At 38.0% G+C, this 17752-nt stretch carries 11 protein-coding genes; 3 read left to right on the top strand and 8 right to left on the bottom strand.

Features of this window, described 5'->3' with window-relative positions; genetic code table 11:
* Nucleotide 1 precedes the first annotated feature (1 nt).
* The 8 genes from JKA74_RS17490 to JKA74_RS17525 all read right to left on the bottom strand — a co-directional run bounded on the left by JKA74_RS17490 (nt 2) and on the right by JKA74_RS17525 (nt 10713).
* Nucleotides 2–514, bottom strand: a complete 513-nt coding sequence (locus JKA74_RS17490) for an SPOR domain-containing protein (protein WP_201432524.1) — start codon at nt 512–514, stop codon at nt 2–4.
* The gene (secA, locus tag JKA74_RS17495) at nt 507–3860 is read right to left on the bottom strand and encodes a preprotein translocase subunit SecA (protein WP_201432525.1); all 3354 of its coding nucleotides are present in this window, start codon (nt 3858–3860) and stop codon (nt 507–509) included. The genes JKA74_RS17490 and secA overlap by 8 nt, the downstream gene beginning before the upstream one ends.
* 66 nt (nt 3861–3926) lie before the next feature.
* Complete coding sequence (gene dapF / locus JKA74_RS17500; protein ID WP_236587887.1) at nt 3927–4706, bottom strand: diaminopimelate epimerase; 780 nt, start codon at nt 4704–4706, stop codon at nt 3927–3929.
* Between the two features lie 123 nt (nt 4707–4829).
* Nucleotides 4830–6653, bottom strand: a complete 1824-nt coding sequence (locus JKA74_RS17505) for a TrkH family potassium uptake protein (protein WP_201432526.1) — start codon at nt 6651–6653, stop codon at nt 4830–4832.
* Nucleotides 6650–7645, bottom strand: coding sequence for a bifunctional heptose 7-phosphate kinase/heptose 1-phosphate adenyltransferase (locus JKA74_RS17510; protein WP_201432527.1), 996 nt, complete (start codon nt 7643–7645; stop codon nt 6650–6652). Before JKA74_RS17510 ends, JKA74_RS17505 begins: the two co-directional genes overlap by 4 nt.
* A gap of 235 nt (nt 7646–7880) precedes the next feature.
* Nucleotides 7881–9083 carry a pyridoxal phosphate-dependent aminotransferase gene (locus JKA74_RS17515; RefSeq protein WP_201432528.1) on the bottom strand — a complete coding sequence of 401 codons (1203 nt, stop codon included), beginning with the start codon at nt 9081–9083 and terminating at the stop codon, nt 7881–7883.
* 131 nt (nt 9084–9214) lie between these two features.
* On the bottom strand, nt 9215–9931 hold the full coding sequence (locus JKA74_RS17520; protein ID WP_201432529.1) for a YebC/PmpR family DNA-binding transcriptional regulator: 717 nt from the start codon (nt 9929–9931) through the stop codon (nt 9215–9217).
* Between the two features lie 206 nt (nt 9932–10137).
* Entirely contained in the window at nt 10138–10713 is a 576-nt protein-coding gene (locus tag JKA74_RS17525; protein ID WP_236587889.1) for a hypothetical protein, read from the bottom strand.
* A 356-nt stretch (nt 10714–11069) separates the two neighbouring features.
* Between JKA74_RS17525 and hemN the strand changes: the two genes are divergently transcribed.
* The 3 genes from hemN (at nt 11070) to JKA74_RS17540 (ending at nt 17678) form a co-directional block, all read left to right on the top strand.
* The gene (gene hemN / locus JKA74_RS17530; protein WP_236587891.1) at nt 11070–12428 is read left to right on the top strand and encodes an oxygen-independent coproporphyrinogen III oxidase; all 1359 of its coding nucleotides are present in this window, start codon (nt 11070–11072) and stop codon (nt 12426–12428) included.
* A 676-nt stretch (nt 12429–13104) separates the two neighbouring features.
* Nucleotides 13105–13923, top strand: a complete 819-nt coding sequence (locus JKA74_RS17535; RefSeq protein WP_201432531.1) for a 5'-nucleotidase, lipoprotein e(P4) family — start codon at nt 13105–13107, stop codon at nt 13921–13923.
* A gap of 647 nt (nt 13924–14570) precedes the next feature.
* A complete protein-coding gene (locus tag JKA74_RS17540; protein ID WP_201432532.1) occupies nt 14571–17678 on the top strand; it encodes a WD40/YVTN/BNR-like repeat-containing protein in 3108 nt (1035 codons plus the stop codon).
* The last annotated feature ends 74 nt before the right edge of the window (nt 17679–17752 follow it).

Genomic DNA, 17752 nt, shown 5'->3' on the forward strand with positions numbered 1-17752 from the left:
ATCAATTCACTCTTATTCTCGTGGGCACCGAAATAGCCCCTGGGAATTCCGGCTTCAATTTGAGCAAAGTCCTTTGTACCTCCAGCCTTTCTGTAAAACTACCAACCCTTACCTTATAGACAGGCTGCTGATACTCTACTGTTGTTTTAATTTCGGGTAACAAATTCATAGCTGTGTCTCTGGCTGCATAAGCATCAGAACTACTGCTTCCACTATAAATCTGGATGGCATAACCATTCACATATTTTGTTTCAGCATTATTCTCTGCTAATATTTCCAATTTCTCATTAATAGTAGATGTCACGTCATTTTCAGGAGATATGTTTTCCTTTGTTTCCCGAAATTGATTCGACAATTCACTTTCATCCATATTTATGGTGTCTACTTCAGGTCGGAATTCGCTTAAATCATCCGAGAAGCTTTTGCTTGCCGTGGAAGTTTTTGAGGTGGTTGCGCAGGCAGATACCACAATGACCAACATTACGAGCCCTATAAAATTTCTTAACTTATCCATCTAATAATACACATTTATTGCTCTTAATATCCTCTTCTACTGTCTTGAACTTCACATCTTTCTTAACGCTTCCATCAGTGTATTGAACAGATACCCGGTCATTTCTACCTACAATTTTCTCGGATTTCACAGGCATTTGCTTTTCTACAGGCGGTCGGTTTCTGTTGCCTCCTCCACTTAATACCGAGCTGGATTCCGCTTTACTTTCCTGCAACTGTTGTCTTTGCCTTTGAGTTTTAGCGGCCTGCACCTGACTACTGTCCTGAACCGGTAAATCCATTTTCATCAGGAAGGAAACAGTATCTTCATTCAGTTTTCCGATAAATCTCTTGAACAATTCAAACCCTTCAAACTTATAAATCAATAAAGGATCTTTTTGCTCATACACAGCATTTTGAACAGATTGCTTCAAGTCATCCATTTCTCTTAAATGCTCTTTCCAGTTCTCATCTATAATGGCAAGGGTAGAAATCTTCTCCATTGAAAGAATCATCTCTTTACCATCCGTTTGGATATTTTTCTCAAGATTAGTGGCCACACCAATTTGTTTTTTCTTATCAGTAAAAGGAATTAAGATATCCTCTACTGTAGCCCCTTTGGTTTTATGGATTTCTTTAAGAATTGGTAAAGCCTTTTGCCTGATCTGGTCATTTTTCCCTTTGTAGGAATCATATACCTTGTCATACAGTTTCCTGGTAAGCTCCTGCTCGCTGGATTTGGTGAATTCCTCCTCTGAAATATCAAAATCTATTCCTAGGGTACTCAACACTGATAAACGCAGGTTATCATAACCATCTACAGCCTTAGCACTTAGAATGATATCTTCAGCGGTATCAAACATCATATTCATAATGTCCAACTGTAACCTCTCTCCAAATAATGCATTTCTCCTTCTCTCGTAGATTACTTCCCTCTGAGAATTCATTACATCATCATACTCCAGCAATCTCTTTCTGGTTCCAAAGTTGTTCTCCTCTACTTTCTTCTGTGCCCTTTCAATGGATTTGGAAATCATAGAATGCTGAATTACTTCACCTTCTTCCAATCCCATTCTATCCATTAGTTTGGCTATCCTGTCAGATCCGAATAGCCTCATCAGGTTATCTTCCAAAGAAACAAAGAACTGAGAAGAACCAGGATCTCCCTGACGGCCGGAACGACCTCTCAACTGCCTGTCTACCCTACGTGATTCATGTCTTTCTGTACCAACAATGGCCAAACCACCTGCTGCTTTAGATTCCGGGGTTAATTTAATATCCGTACCTCTACCTGCCATGTTGGTAGCAATTGTTACTGTACCCGGCTTTCCGGCTTCAGCTACTACATCTGCTTCCCTGGCATGTTGCTTGGCATTTAATACCTGGTGCTTTATTTTACGCATGTTCAACATACGGCTGAGTAATTCAGAAATCTCTACAGAGGTAGTACCTACCAGTACCGGCCTGCCGGCATTGCTCATTTCAACAATTTCCTCAGTAACTGCATTAAATTTCTCACGAACAGTTTTATATACTTTATCCTGGCGATCGTCTCTTACAATTGGTTTGTTGGTAGGAATAACCACTACATCCAATTTGTAGATGTCCCATAGTTCCCCTGCCTCAGTTTCAGCAGTACCAGTCATACCTGCCAGTTTATGATACATTCTAAAGTAGTTCTGCAAAGTGATTGTAGCATAAGTTTGTGTGGCATCTTCCACCTTTACATTCTCTTTTGCTTCAATGGCCTGGTGCAACCCGTCAGAATATCTTCTACCTTCCATCACACGGCCAGTTTGCTCATCCACAATTTTCACTTTGCCGTCTACCAAAATATATTCAGTATCTTTTTCAAATAATGAGTACGCTTTTAGTAATTGGTTAATGGTGTGGATTCTTTCTGCCTTGATGGCGTAATCTTTAATGATTTCATCCTTATTTTTTAGAATCTCGGTATCTGAAAGAGAAGAATCATTTTCAATTTTAGCTATTTCCACACCTATATCCGGGAGGATAAAGAACGATTCATCTTCTCCATCTTTGGTGATCAAATCAATTCCTTTTTCAGTAAGGTCTATGTTGTTGTTTTTCTCCTCGATAACAAAAAACAATGGCTCATCAGCCTCGGGCATTAATTTGGAGTTGTCTGACAAATAAATATTTTCTGTTTTTTGCAAGATTTGGCGAATACCAGTCTCACTCAAATACTTAATCAAAGGCTTATGTTTAGGGAAACCACGGAATGCTCTAAAAAGAGCCAGACCGCCATCCTTCTCATTACCTTCTTTTATCAACCGCTTGGCATCCAATAGATATTGGGACACTACTTTTCGTTGTTCAGCAACCAATCTCTCCACCCGGGGTTTCATATCATGAAATTCATGTACATCTCCCTTTGGAACCGGTCCTGAAATAATCAAAGGAGTACGTGCTTCATCAATCAACACTGAATCCACCTCATCAATCATGGCAAAGTGATGCTTTCCCTGTACCAACTCCTTGGTTTCACGTGTCATATTATCACGCAGGTAATCAAATCCAAATTCGTTATTGGTTCCATAAACAATATCCGACTGATAAGCTTCTCTTCGTTCCGGGGAATTAGGTCTGAAATTATCAATACAGTTACAAGAGATACCATGAAATTGATAGATAGGAGCCATCCATTCTGCATCACGTTTTGCCAGGTAATCATTTACCGTAACAATATGTACACCTCTTCTGGCTAAGGCATTCAAGAATGCAGGTAAAGTAGCCACCAAAGTTTTACCTTCACCTGTGGCCATTTCAGCCACTTTCCCTTTGTGCAATACTACGCCACCAATCAGCTGCACATCATAATGCATCATATTCCAGGTTACATCAGTACCTGCTGCTTTCCATGAGTTGTTCCATATGGCCTTATCACCACTTAAATTAACATGCTCAAATTTGCCGGCCATTTTCTTATCAAACATGGAAGCGGTCACTTCCAACTGTTCGTTTTGCATAAACCTTCTTGCTGTATCTTTTACAATAGCAAAAGTTTCCGGCAATACTTCCAAAAGTACTTCTTCGAGCTTCACATTCCTTTGCTCTTCCAAAGCGTCAATTTCATTAAAAATCGCTTCCTTCTCGTGCAAATCAAGCTCATTATTCTCATTCACCTTCGTATGAAGGTCAGCTATCTGATCATCTATTTCTTTAAGGTAAGCATCGATCCGGTTGCTTACCTGGGTGGTTCTATCCCTTAATTCATCGTTAGATAAATCGGCTAATTTGGCAAATTCAGCATTAATCTGCTCTACCACGGGTAGTACTTCTTTTATATCTCTGCCGGATTTTGTTCCGAACATTTTGGTGAGTCCTTTTGCTATATAATCAAACATTCTTTATTCAAATATTAATTGAAAATTTGCGCTAATTTACACGCTTTTTTACTAAATCTATGGTTTTTAGAGGTTGATTTGTCCGCTAAACACTTTCTTTGCCGGGCCCTCTAAAAAAACGTTTCGGGCTGTGCCGTTTTCCAAATCGAACTTCACTGTTAAATCGCCTCCTTGAGTGCTAATTTGCACTGGTGAAATCCCGCCATGCAATACATGCGCTATGGCACAAGCTGTAACGCCTGTGCCGCAGGACAAAGTTTCATCCTCCACTCCTCTTTCATAGGTCCGCACGGCTATTTGGTGCTTTCCCAACTTTTCTACAAAATTCACATTGATGCCCTTTTCCTTATGCTCTTCACTGTAACGAATAAAAGCCCCTTCTTCTTTCACTGCCTTTTGATTTAAGTTGCTCGTGAAAACAACATAATGCGGTGATCCTGTGTCAATGATGAAATGCTCCGGGAAAGCCTGTGTTTTCTCCGGGGGTACATCCTTCATACTTAAGCTAACAATGTTATTGTTAATAGTAGCCGTATGTACACCATCAGTGGAAAGGAAAGTAGTGTGATTTTCAATGATACCAAGTGCCTGAGCAAACACAACGGCACATCTACTACCGTTACCGCACATACTTTGTGAGCCATCAGGATTGAAGAATATCATTTCAAAATCGTATCCCTTATGATTCTCTATCAGAATCAAGCCATCAGAACCTATTCCAAATTTACGATCGCAAAGCTTTCGGGCATATTGCTTGTCATTTCTATCAATCAGTTGACTCCGGTTATCCACCATAACAAAATCGTTGCCGGTTCCCTGATATTTATGAAAAGGAATTTCTATCATATGACTCATTTAGCGAAAATAGCACCAAAATTAAACTTATGCCAATATGACATAAAAGGATGTGTTATTAAAAAGAAGTGGGGGCGAAAATAAATGCCCAAATCAGTGAGGGATTACAGGTATTTAGCCTACCATTAAATGTGCTTTCGGATATTTATAACCTTTGGTAGAAGTACGACTGCTTAACGCCAAAGCAAAAGTAAGCGTACCTACCCTTCCAATAAACATGGAAAGGATAATGACAATTCTGCCTGCCAAAGAGAGATCCGCTGTAATACCGGTGCTCAAGCCTACTGTGGCAAAGGCAGAAACCTGCTCAAATATAAGCTCTGACAATGCAATATTACTATCCGTAATTGTAAGGGTAAATATTGCGATCAAATTAATAGATGCTGCAAAAAAGAAAATCGAAAGCGCTTTAAACAATAACTCTTTGGGAATAAATTTTCTATCTATTTCAATTTTGGCCTTCCCTCTCAAAGTGGCCATTACTGAAGTAATCAATAAATAAAAAGTAGAGGTTTTAATACCCCCACCTACTGAACCGGAAGAAGCACCAATAAACATTAAAAAAGCAATCAATATCAAAGTAGGTGTTCTTAAAGCACCAAAATCAACTGTATTAAAGCCGGCTGTTCTGGCAGTTGCCGATTGGAAAAAACTGGTAATCATTCCTTCCAAAAGGTTTTGCTCTACCAAAGTGTTATTCCTTTCCAATAAATAGAATACTAACATACCTGAAGCAAGGAGAACCAAAGAAGTGTAAACTGCTATTTTTGTACTTAATTTCCAATCCTTCCAAGGGCTTTTTAACCTTGCTCTCAAGCTGGAAATACTGAATAAATCCTGCATGGCAGAAAAACCAAGCCCGCCCAATATCAATGTAAGTGCTATTACCAGGTGTAGGACATAACTGCTAGCCACTCCATTTTCAAACAACCCATTGGAAAAAAGGCTGAAACCTGCATTACAAAAGGCACTTACTGCATGAAAAGCCGAAAAGAATAATTTCTGACCTACCGATGTGAAAACTACATCCTCCCCCCAGGTAAAGAAGATTAATATAAAGGAGATGAATTCAACCATAAATGTGATCAAAATAATTTTCCTTAAAAGCCCTTTGGCTGAGAATAAAGATTCACTAATCAAAAAATCCTGTAACATCAGCTGTTGTTTAATCCCAACACCTGCCTTTAAAAATGTTCCAAAGAAAGAAGCAAATGAGATGATACCCAATCCACCCAACTGAAATAAAATCAAAATGACAAACTGCCCTTTTAAAGTGAAGTAAGTAGCCGTATCTACTACAATCAATCCTGTAACACAACTGGCACTCACTGAGGTAAATAAAGCATCGATAAATGACATTGACCCCTCCTTTACAGTCATTGAAGGTAACATAAGCATACCCGTTCCCAATAATATTAATAAAATGAAACTATAGATAAAGGTACGGGCCGGCCTGGTCTTTAGTGTTGATAAAAGAGCACTGGCTTGAATTATTTCATAAGTAATAATTATTATGAAAAAGAAAGTAATAAAGGTCAAATAAGCATCTTCATAACTTTTGAATTCCATATTAGCTATAAAAAAACCTATGATCTTATTATCAAAGAAATAATTACTAACACCATTAATTATTATAATAACAATCAGAATACTTTCCAAAATATGATTTTTCAGGAATTCATATCTTCGAAATGAATAAATAAAGCGGGTAACAAAAGTTAAGAGGTAAATGAAAAGTACTACATCAAGTGCTAAAAATATCTGTTGCAGATCATTTTCCTCAACATCAAAGCCAAAAACGTATAAAAGCAATAAAGTGGCTGCTAACCATATAAATGCTTTGAGAGAGGAAACTGTATTTAAAACAGGATTTCTACTACTATAAATGGCATTGTTCAGCCATTCTGCAAATTCATTTTTGAGTCTAGAAAATCTCACAGCTTGAGCTTGTTCTTTAAAGCTTCTTCTAACAAACGTTGCTTGCCAATTGGCACTACTCCTAATTCCTCACAGACTATTCCTCCACCTAAATTAGCCAAAGAAGCTGTAAAGTAAGGAGATAATTTTAATGCCATACATAATCCCGCTATACTGACTACGGTATCACCGGCACCGGACACATCAGAAATGCTCCTTTTGTGAGCGCTGACCAGATGATCTTCCTTTTCGCCTTGAATATAAACTCCTTTTTCTGATAAGGTAGTCATTACAAAACCAGCATTCAAGAGTTCCCTTAAGCGGGATGTTTGGGTCTGTAAAGATACCATATCATCCTGTTCAAATATAGTGTTCAGTCCCTCTTTCAGTTCTTTCAAATTAGGTTTGAACAAGTCCACTCCTTTATAATGGAAGAAATTGTTCCTTTTAGGATCTACTATCGTTGGAACTTTCTGCTCTTTAGCAGCTTTGATAGTTTGCTCAATAATGGAGGCCGTGATGGTTCCTTTGTCGTAATCTTCAAAAATAACGGCATCCACTTCAGGTAATAATTGAAGGATTTGCAACTGCAAGCTTTCCTCCTCAGCGGCATTGAGTATGCTCAACGATTCTGAATCTACCCGTAATAAATGCTGAGATCCCACTAACACCCTTTCTTTTACAGTGGTAATTCTGTCTTTGCTTTTCACCAATCCACGGGAAGATATTCTCCTTTTTTCCAACAAGTTGATAAAAATCCCGCTGTCATCATCATCTCCTAAAACAGAACATAATATAGGCTCCGCTCCCAAGGATTGAAGGTTGAGAGCCACATTGGCGGCTCCTCCCAATCTCTTTTCCCTGCTTTTTACATTTACAATCGGCACAGGGGCTTCAGGCGATATCCTCGAAACATTGCCCCACACATAGGAATCAATCATTACATCACCAATCACCAATATCTTTAATCGGTCAAAGGCCTTAAATATATCTTCTATGGATTGTAATGACATTTTACTTATTCTAATTATGGTGCTTAGTTTAAAGCCTTTTTGTTTATCCTTCCAATGCAATTAAGATAAGCTTTTATTGATACCTCAACCTTTTGTCCTTCTCCGATGGGAGAAGGAAGGTTGACTTATCTTAATAGCATTGAATCCTCATGTTTTTTAGGAAGGAATCAAGACTAAACGAAATACTTCTTTAATTCTAATTACTGCAGACAAAGTCAACAGCAATCAACAAAAATTATTTTAATTCACTTAATACTTTTTTCATTCTGATCATGGCTTCTTTCAATTCATCATCGGAAGCTGCATAGGAAATACGGATGCAATCAGGAGCCCCAAAAGCACCACCTGTTACTACAGAAACATGGGCTTTGTTCAACATATAAATAGCCAGGTCATCTGCATCTTTGATAATAGTTTGACCATCAGACTTGCCAAAGAAACTGCTGATATCCGGGAAAATATAAAACGCTCCTGTTGGCACATTGGTGATAACCCCAGGCATTTGGTTGAGTAAATCAAGCATCATGTCCCTACGTTTCTGATAGATTTTGGTCATTTCAAAGGTAGGTTTTAAATCCTCAGTAATGGCTGCCAATGCCGCACGTTGTGCAATAGAGGAATTACCGGAAGTAATTTGCCCTTGTATTTTGGTAGCTGCTTTGGCAATTGGCAAAGGCGCAGAAATGTACCCTACCCTCCATCCGGTCATGGCGAATCCTTTGGAAAAACCATTCACTGTAATGGTTCTTTCCGCCATTCCCGGAAAAGAGCCTATGCTCACATGGCCTTCATTGCCAAAATTAATATGCTCATAAATTTCATCAGATATCACCAATAAATTTTCATGGGCTTTCACTACTTCCGCAATGCTTTCCAATTCTGCTTTACTAAAAACGCTTCCTGTTGGATTGCATGGAGATGAATATAAAACAGCTCTTGTTTTAGGTGTGATAGCCGCTTTTAATTGTTCAGCCGTTGGCTTGAAATCATTTTCTAAAGTACCTGTGACAAAAACCGGAGTAGCTTCTGCCAATTTCACTAATTCAGCATAACTCACCCAGTAAGGAGCAAATACAATTACTTCATCACCTGGGTTAAGCAATGCCATCATTACATTGGCAAGCGACTGTTTGGCTCCGTTAGAAACCACAATTTGTTCAGCTGAACTGGGAATGTTGTTTTCTTTCTGCAATTTAGCAGCAATTGCTTCACGTAAATCCTGGTAACCTGACACTGGTGGGTAGGCAAAATATTTACCGCTGTCAATCGCAGCTTTTCCAGCTTCCTGAATATGTTTGGGCGTTTTAAAATCGGGCTCACCTAAGCTCAGACTGATGATATCAATCCCTTGTGATTTTAATTCCCTTGCTTTGGCAGCCATTGCTAAAGTGGCTGATTCGGACATGTTATTGATGCGATCGCTTAATGGATAGTTCATGTTTATTTGTCTTGATGCGCTAAAATTAAGTATTTAGAATATGATGTGCTAATGTATTTGTATTTTCAGTTAGAAAAGAAAAAAGCCTCTAAATAATAAGAGGCTCTTCAATTTATTGTTGAGAGCAGACTTTAAGCAATATTGGTATAAACCGCCTGCACATCATCATCCTCTTCAATTTTATCAATGAGTTTTTCTATATCTGCCAATTGCTCATCGGTAAATTCTACCGGGTTATTGGCAAATCTTTTCAAAGAGGCATTTTTCACATCTATGTTAAGTTCTTCCAGCTTTTTGGACAAGGTGCCAAAATTGGTATAGTCACCATACACATAAAGATGCCCATCATTTTCTTCAATTTCCTCCATCCCGGCATCAATCAATTCCAGCTCAAGCTCTTCAATGTCCATTTCGTCAGTCTTTTCAAATTCGAAAACTGCATTTCGGGAAAACATAAATTCAAGAGAGCCATTAGGCACCAGGGCCGCTCCTACTTTATCTTTGTTGAAATATGATTTAATATTGGCTACTACTCTATTGTTGTTATCACTGGCACATTCTATAAATATCAATACACCATGTGGCCCTTTTCCTTCAAAGGTAACTTCAATATAATCCTCGGCATCCGCTCCGGTAGCTCTTTTGATAGCGGCATCAATATTGTCTTTCGGCATGTTTTGTGCCTTGGCATTCTGAATGGCAGTTCGCAAAGAAGCATTCATTTCCGGATCGGTACCTCCTTCTTTGGCTGCCATAGTGATGGTTTTGGCCAATCTTGGAAATAAACGGGACATCTTATCCCACCTTTTTTCCTTGGCTGCTCTGCGGTATTCAAATGCTCTTCCCATAATTAGCGTTTATTTTGATGCAAAAATAAAAATTACAGGCAAACTAAATACTATTTGTTGAGGATTTGTTAATGACTGTGTTTAATTAAGATTATGAAGAAGTGGTTTATCTAATAGATAATTATTATGAACCTTCAAGGGCACTGAAAAGTTATAATTAATTTTTTGCGCTTATTATCAATTTCAGTTGGAGGAATAAATTTAGATTACAGTTGATGTTTAGGGCATTCTGTAGTTTTGTATTGATTTTTTAATTCACCCTTAATTATACTTTTATAAAATTCATCTTTTGAAAGATTACCAATAATACAATCTTCTAATTTATCAATCTTGAAACCTAAATTTACCGCTACAGATTCAGAAGCTTTATATTGTTTAGGCCCTAAACCCCTTGATATTGTTATACTTTGATTATTTCTATTTTTAGTGAATAAATGTGGTAATATATCTTCTTTCATAGCTCTAGTTAAATGACCTTTCTTTCTATATTTAGATAGAATGTACCAATGTAAATCTTCACACATATCTAATACTGCACCAATACATTGGCCCGTTTGATTTCTTATAAAATACATTTTATAAGATTTATTATACTTATTTAATATATTTCCTCTTCCAATTTTATCTGGAGTAAAATGTAAAAATTCAACATATTTACTTAACTCTATAGAAGATAAGATCTCTTTTGTTTGTTTAGCATTGAACAAGGCAATATACTTTTGGATCATTTCATCACTCATACTTATATATAACGCTTTTATTAATCTTATAATGACTGTCAATCACCTTTATTAAAGTCGACACCTCGGAATTATTCTTAAACTAATTTAATATAATAAACTCAGTTAATCAACCGTGCTGATTTCACTGAATCACTTTGCAAAGGTCAGAATAACCTGACCTTCAATACTTTATTTATACCATTCGCCTAGAAATTCCTCCATATGCACATTTTTCCATGTAGATTTTGGCACGCCTCTCATATCACTGTACGTACGAGTCTTTAATTTTTCTACCCTTTAATTATTTAAATACCCCTACCATTTCCTCACTTCAAAATATCAGCTTTATACATGACTTAAGTCAGGGTTTTCCTTCGCTCACACTAGTAGTTTTGTGTATACTAAAAAAGAGAAAGATGATTAGCGAACTAGTTAAAAAATATAACAAAGCCATCCCCCGCTATACAAGTTATCCTACAGTGCCACATTGGACGGAATCAGCCCCCGATCCGAAAAAATGGCTATTTCATGTAAATGAAGCTTATTACCAGCAAGAAGAAAAAGGGATCAGTTTATATATTCATCTTCCTTTTTGTGAAAGCCTGTGTACATATTGTGGATGCAACAAACGTATCACTAAAAATCACTCTTTAGAAAACCCATACATCACAGCTTTATCAGCTGAATGGGAGCTTTATGTGGAAGCAATAGGAGAAAAACCAGTTATTAAAAATCTCCACTTAGGTGGCGGAACTCCTACTTTCTTTGCACCGAAAACGCTCGAAACTTTGTTAACAGGCATATTAGAGAAGGCCGAAATAGCCAAAGATCATGCTTTTAGCTTTGAAGGTCACCCTAACAACACAAAATATGAGCATCTGAAAACCTTAGCCAAATTAGGTTTCAACCGTGTTTCATACGGTATTCAGGATTTTAATCCTGTAGTGCAAAAGGCCATTCATAGAATGCAGCCCATTGAAAATGTTGAGAATGTCGTAAAATGGTCAAGGGAGCTAGGCTATGACTCCATCAATTTTGACTTAATCTATGGGCTGCCTTTTCAAACAGCCGAAACCCTGGCAGATACAATAGAAAAGGTAAAGGATTTTAAACCTGAAAGAATTGCTTTGTACAGCTATGCACATGTGCCATGGAAAAGTAAAAGCCAAAGAGGCTATGATGAAAGCCATTTACCCAATCCTGAACTGAAATTAAATATGTATTGGCAGGCCAAAAGCCAGCTCAATGCAATGGGTTATGTAAATATTGGAATGGATCATTTTGCTATGCCGGATGATGAGTTAAGCTTAGCCAAAGAGGATGGTTATCTTAATCGTAATTTCATGGGCTACACTACTGATAAAAATGAATTGATGATTGGCTTGGGTTGCTCCTCTATCAGCTCCACAGGATTAGCTTTTGCACAAAATGAAAAGGTGGTAGAGAAGTACCAGGATAGTATAATGGAGGGAGTTCTTCCATTAATTACAGGTCATTACTTAACGGATCATGAGGTCGAAATAGCTTCTCTCATGAAAAAAATAAGCTGCCTGGGTAAAGCATCATTTCTGAGCTCTGTTTTATTGACCCATTTATTCGAAAATGTTACCGAAGAACTCAAATCAATGGAAGAGGACGGCTTATTAGTACTAGGTAATTACTCGCTTACGGTAACAGAAAAAGGAATGTTATTTGTGAGGAATATTTGCAGTTTGTTCGATCCTAATATTCAAAATAAAGCATCGGACAAACCTCAGTTCAGCCAGAGTATTTGATTTTAATTCTAAGTGTCATCCCGGAAATTCCTGTAGCCTTAGCGGAGGCGATTATCCTGGGTCTCCTGATAACCAGAGTTCGATTGCTATAAAATGCCGTCATGCCGGAAAATTAAGACTTACTTTCCCAAAAAGTCTTAATTTTCCGGTATCTCATGCTAAAATATTAATTAGATCACGGACATTTTACTCCTGCATCAGAAAATTCTGAGAAGGTGATCATCATTGGTTATTGCGAGCATTGAATGCTGACTTCAGGGCAGAATTATGCGTGGCAATCTTTTCAAATGTATTATTTAGTTTAGGAACTTTGAGGTATTTATTAAGAGTCTCCAATAAATTTACACTGATTAAAATCATTTAAAATACCTTCCGCTTAGGCAAACTTTTCAGCTTTCCTCGTGTTTTTACAAATATGAGAAAGTTGATTTTTCCTTTAAGCTTAACAACGTTTCTGTTGTTTTTTTACCTGCTGGCGATAGCATTCAACTTCCCCTACCCAATTATATCGCTCTTATTTGGCATTTCTCCTATTGTACTTATATGGATGGTTATAAGGGTGCTGAAAGACGGGGAACATAGCGGTAAAACTTTTGATGAAGATTTCTATGAGTATTGAACTTCTGTATCGCATTTTACTTAGTTTTGTGCCATATCTTCAGAAAACCGAAATATTATGCGCTTACTTCAAAAATCTCTTCTTTTAAACCTGTTAACAATAGTATTTTTTTCCTGCCAAACAGCCAAAGTTGTACCTTATAAAGAAGCTGAAAATGAATTATCCACTCAATTAGGAAATGCTACACTGTGGTTTCAGAAATCAGCCGAGATGGATGCTACTTTTTTACAAGCATACGGTTATGGTAAAATGTTATTATCATTAAAAATGGACACCTTTAAGATCGAAGGTAAAAAGCCAGCTGTCATTTTAGATTTGGATGAAACGGTTTTGGATAACAGTCCTTATGAAGCACGCCTTTTTCTTGAGGGGGAGACTTATGCATCGGACTCATGGAATGAGTGGTGCGAAGAAGCAAACGCCAAAGCTCTTCCCGGAGCAGTAGATTTCTTAAACTATGCAAAAGAATTAGGAGTGGAAATTTTTTATATTTCCAACAGAAAAGCGGTGGTTTTTGAAAGTACTTTAGAGAATCTTAAAGGCCTAAACCTTCCCAACGCAGATGCGCAACACCTCCTGTTAAGAACAGCAGGAAGCGATAAAACCGAGAGAAGAAACCTAGTAAAAGAAGAGCATATAGTATTACTTTATGTAGGTGATAATTTAACGGACTACAGTGAAGAGTATGCTGGTCGATCTGAAGATTTAGGCAAAGATCTAGTGCATAACAATAAGGAAGAATTGTTGTACAACTTTATTATGTTGCCCAACCCTATGTATGGCGAATGGGAATCAGCGATCTACAATAATGATTTCGGCAAATCAGATGAAGAGAAGTTGAGAATGAGAAGAGAGGTTCTGGATACTAGAAAATAGTAGTGTTTAGCAGCAGTTCTTAGCTAAAACCAATACCCTAAAAACTAGAAAAGGCACTGAATCAACACTCAGCACTTTTTTTAGGATTAAAATTATCGGTACTACCATAAAGTTAGTGGTAATTATGATGTTTATTTAAAGGATTGGCCTTATTCGTTTTAGGGATTTTGAATTTATAATTGGATAAGAAACAAAATGTTTGACCGAAGGGAGTTTTTTTGTTTCCCAATTAGAAATCCAAAATGCCGTTAAGAAATGAATACAGCCATGCCTGTCCCGGCCAACCGGGAACTTTTTGTTTCTTTTGAGTCAAGTCAAAAGAAAGTAAAGAAGCTTGCGAAGTAGCAGAAGTAACAACGAACAGAGCATTCTTGATACGTTATTTATTTTGAGTATCCTAAATGTAGTTCTCCATCTAAAATCGTGGTAGAACCAAATTATCTAATCTTTGGCAATTGTGTGATTGTCAAATCCCTCCTATTCGCTACAATATTCCTTCAGTATCCGCCACTCATAAAATTTCCTTCGGCTGTTACTTCTAAATGGATTATATTCAACCCGCAAGGGATTACACACTGTTGAGAAAATACAAATCATGTATTAAGCCTACTGTTTTATGGTAATTCATTTATTAAAATATTAACTCAATGCAAAAAATCAAACTCCTTCTTCTCGCACTCACATTATTCATTTGTAGCGAACTGGCCCACGGTCAAAAAAAATCGAAAGACAAAACCACCAGCTATTCAGAAAAACTATATGATGCCCTGCAATGGCGCGGAATAGGCCCCTATCGTGGCGGAAGGTCTGCAGCTGTTACCGGTGTACCCGGTCAACCCAATTTATATTATATGGGTGCTACCGGTGGTGGCGTTTGGCGCACTAAAGATGGTGGAAGTACCTGGGAAAGTATTTCTGATGGCCATTTTGGAGGTTCAATTGGTGCGGTAAGCGTGGCAGAAAGCGACCCGAATGTAATTTATGTAGGTGGTGGCGAAAAAACCGTAAGAGGTAATATGTCATTTGGCTACGGTATGTGGAAATCAGTAGATGCAGGCAAAAACTGGGAGCAAATAGGTTTGAAAAACAGTCGCCATATCAGCAGGGTCCGCATCCATCCGCAAAATCCGGATATTTTATATGTAGCCGTTATGGGCGACATCTTCAAAAGCTCTGAAGAAAGAGGCGTTTATAAATCTGTTGATGGCGGCAAAAGCTGGCAACGTAAACTATTCGCCAATGCCGATGCAGGAGCTGTGGATTTGATTTTAGATCCCAACAACCCCCGCATCATGTACGCCTCCACATGGAATGTACGAAGATCACCTCACAACTTCTCCAGTGGCGGGCCTGGTTCCGATATTTGGAAATCAACCGACAGCGGAGAAAGCTGGGAAAAGCTTTCAGAAAACAAGGGGTTGCCAACTGGTGTTTGGGGTATTTCGGGTATTACTGTATCACCAAAAAACTCCAACAAAGTTTGGGCTATCATAGAGAATGACAAAGGTGGCGTTTACAGATCGGATGATGCCGGTAAAACCTGGCAAAAAACCAATGACGATAGAAGCTTGCGACAAAGAGCATGGTATTATACCCGTATTTATGCCGACACACAGGATGAAGATATAGTTTATGTAGTCAATGTAGATTACCACAAATCTAAAGATGGTGGCAAAACCTTCACCGCTGCACGTGCCCCTCATGGTGATCATCATGATCTATGGATTGCTCCTGAAGACAATCAGCGAATGATTATGGCCGATGATGGTGGTGCCCAAGTTAGCTTTGATGGTGGAGAAAACTGGAGCACCTATATGAACCAGAATACTGCTCAGTTTTATCGGGTAACTACAGATAATCATTTTCCTTTCAGAATTTATGGCGCGCAACAGGATAATTCTACAGTTCGGATTGCCCACAGAACCACAGGATCAGTAATAGGAGAAAGAGACTGGGAAGAAACAGCAGGTAGTGAAAGCGCCCATTTAACTGTTGACCCGGAAAATGATAATATTGTTTATGGCGGAAGCTATGATGGTTTCCTGACCAAGTACAATCATGACACGGAAGAAATAAGAGCTGTAAATGTTTGGCCTGATAACCCAATGGGACATGGAGCTGAAGAGATGAAATATCGTTTCCAGTGGAATTTCCCGATTTTCTTTTCCCCACACCAAAAGAATAAGATTTATACTACTTCCAATCATTTACATGTTTCCACTGATGAAGGACATACCTGGAAGACCATAAGCCCTGACCTTACCAGAAATGACCCATCAAAATTAGGCTCTTCAGGAGGGCCTATCACAAAAGATAATACGAGCGTGGAATATTATTGCACCATTTTCGCAGCAGTGGAATCTCCTTATGAGGAAAATGTAATCTGGACCGGTTCCGATGATGGCTTGATTCACATTACAAAAAATGGCGGAGACGATTGGGAAAATGTAACACCTAAAGATATGCCCAAATGGCTGATGATCAACAGCATTGATGCAGACCCTTTCACCAAAGGTGGGGCTTACGTGGCAGGAACTTTGTATAAATCCGGAGATTATCAGCCTTATCTATACAAAACCAAAGATTACGGTAAAAGCTGGACCAAAATAACTACAGGTATTCCGTCTGAACATTTTACCCGGGTTGTAAGGGCTGACCCTAATAAAAAAGGAATTTTATATGCAGGAACAGAAAGTGGCATGTATATTTCCTTTGATGATGGAGATAGCTGGAAGCCTTTTCAGCTAAACCTGCCAATTGTACCTATTACTGATTTAACCATTAAAGATTTTCACTTAATTGCAGCCACTCAAGGAAGGGGATTTTGGTTAATTGATGATTTAACTGTACTACATCAATTGAGTAATAGTATGGCTGATTCAGAAACATTCCTTTTTCAGCCGAAGCCAAGCTACAGAATTGGGGGAAGAAGTGGGGAATCCAAAACAGCCGGTACTAATATGCAATCAGGAGTAATGGTGCATTATTTTATTAATGATACCTCCTCTGCAGATACTGTTAAGCTTGTATTTAGTGAGATTTCCGGTAAAGAAATTGCCAGTTTCACTTCACATCCTGATAAAGAGAAGAAAGAATCGAAGCTTAGTGTAAAGCCCGGCAGCAATCAGTTTATTTGGGACATGCATTATCCTGATGCCGAAGGTTTTGAGGGAATGATACTATGGTGGGCTTCTTTAAAAGGACCTAAAGCTTTGCCTGGAGAATATACAGTGAGCCTGATCAGAAAGGGTGAAAAACTAAATCAGAATTTTGAAATTTTAAAAGACCCCCGATCTTCTGCTTCTAAGCAGGATTTACAAGCTCAGTTTGAGTTCATGAATGAAGTCATTGAAAAGCTAACGGAAACTAATCAAGCAGTAAAGGATATAAGAATTGTTCGGGCACAAATAAATGATGTGCTGAACAAAACAGATGAAGAGGCTATACAAACTTATGGAAAAAGTCTTTTGGAAGATATAAAAACTATTGAAGAAGCTTTATATCAAACAAAAAACAGGAGCGGACAAGACCCGCTGAATTACCCGGTGAGATTAAACAACAAGTTGGGGCATTTGAATTCCTTAACAGCTATGGGCGACAATCCGCCTACTGAGTCGGCTATAGAATTTAAGAAAGAAGTAACAGAAAGAATTGATAAACATTTAACAAGGTGGAATGAGATCAAAGATAATTCTTTAAAAACCTTCAATAGTTTGGTGCAGGAAAATAAAATAGAAGCTGTTAAGCTGGATTAAGAGATATTTTAATTATCAATTTTAGACAAAAAGCACCGTAATATTTGCGGTGCTTTTTTTTTATAAAGTGGCTT

Origin of the sequence: Marivirga aurantiaca, from assembly GCF_016679925.1 — a bacterium.
GTDB lineage: Bacteria > Bacteroidota > Bacteroidia > Cytophagales > Cyclobacteriaceae > Marivirga > Marivirga aurantiaca.

What these genes read in the sequence shown, in the direction of transcription:
- JKA74_RS17490 (WP_201432524.1), bottom strand. Translation starts at nt 514, where the DNA reads ATGGATAAGTTAAGAAATTTTATAGGGCTCGTAATGTTGGTCATTGTG.
- secA (WP_201432525.1), bottom strand. Translation starts at nt 3,860, where the DNA reads ATGTTTGATTATATAGCAAAAGGACTCACCAAAATGTTCGGAACAAAA.
- dapF (WP_236587887.1), bottom strand. Translation starts at nt 4,706, where the DNA reads ATGATAGAAATTCCTTTTCATAAATATCAGGGAACCGGCAACGATTTT.
- JKA74_RS17510 (WP_201432527.1), bottom strand. Translation starts at nt 7,645, where the DNA reads ATGTCATTACAATCCATAGAAGATATATTTAAGGCCTTTGACCGATTA.
- JKA74_RS17515 (WP_201432528.1), bottom strand. Translation starts at nt 9,083, where the DNA reads ATGAACTATCCATTAAGCGATCGCATCAATAACATGTCCGAATCAGCC.
- JKA74_RS17520 (WP_201432529.1), bottom strand. Translation starts at nt 9,931, where the DNA reads ATGGGAAGAGCATTTGAATACCGCAGAGCAGCCAAGGAAAAAAGGTGG.
- hemN (WP_236587891.1), top strand. Translation starts at nt 11,070, where the DNA reads ATGATTAGCGAACTAGTTAAAAAATATAACAAAGCCATCCCCCGCTAT.
- JKA74_RS17535 (WP_201432531.1), top strand. Translation starts at nt 13,105, where the DNA reads ATGCGCTTACTTCAAAAATCTCTTCTTTTAAACCTGTTAACAATAGTA.
- JKA74_RS17540 (WP_201432532.1), top strand. Translation starts at nt 14,571, where the DNA reads ATGCAAAAAATCAAACTCCTTCTTCTCGCACTCACATTATTCATTTGT.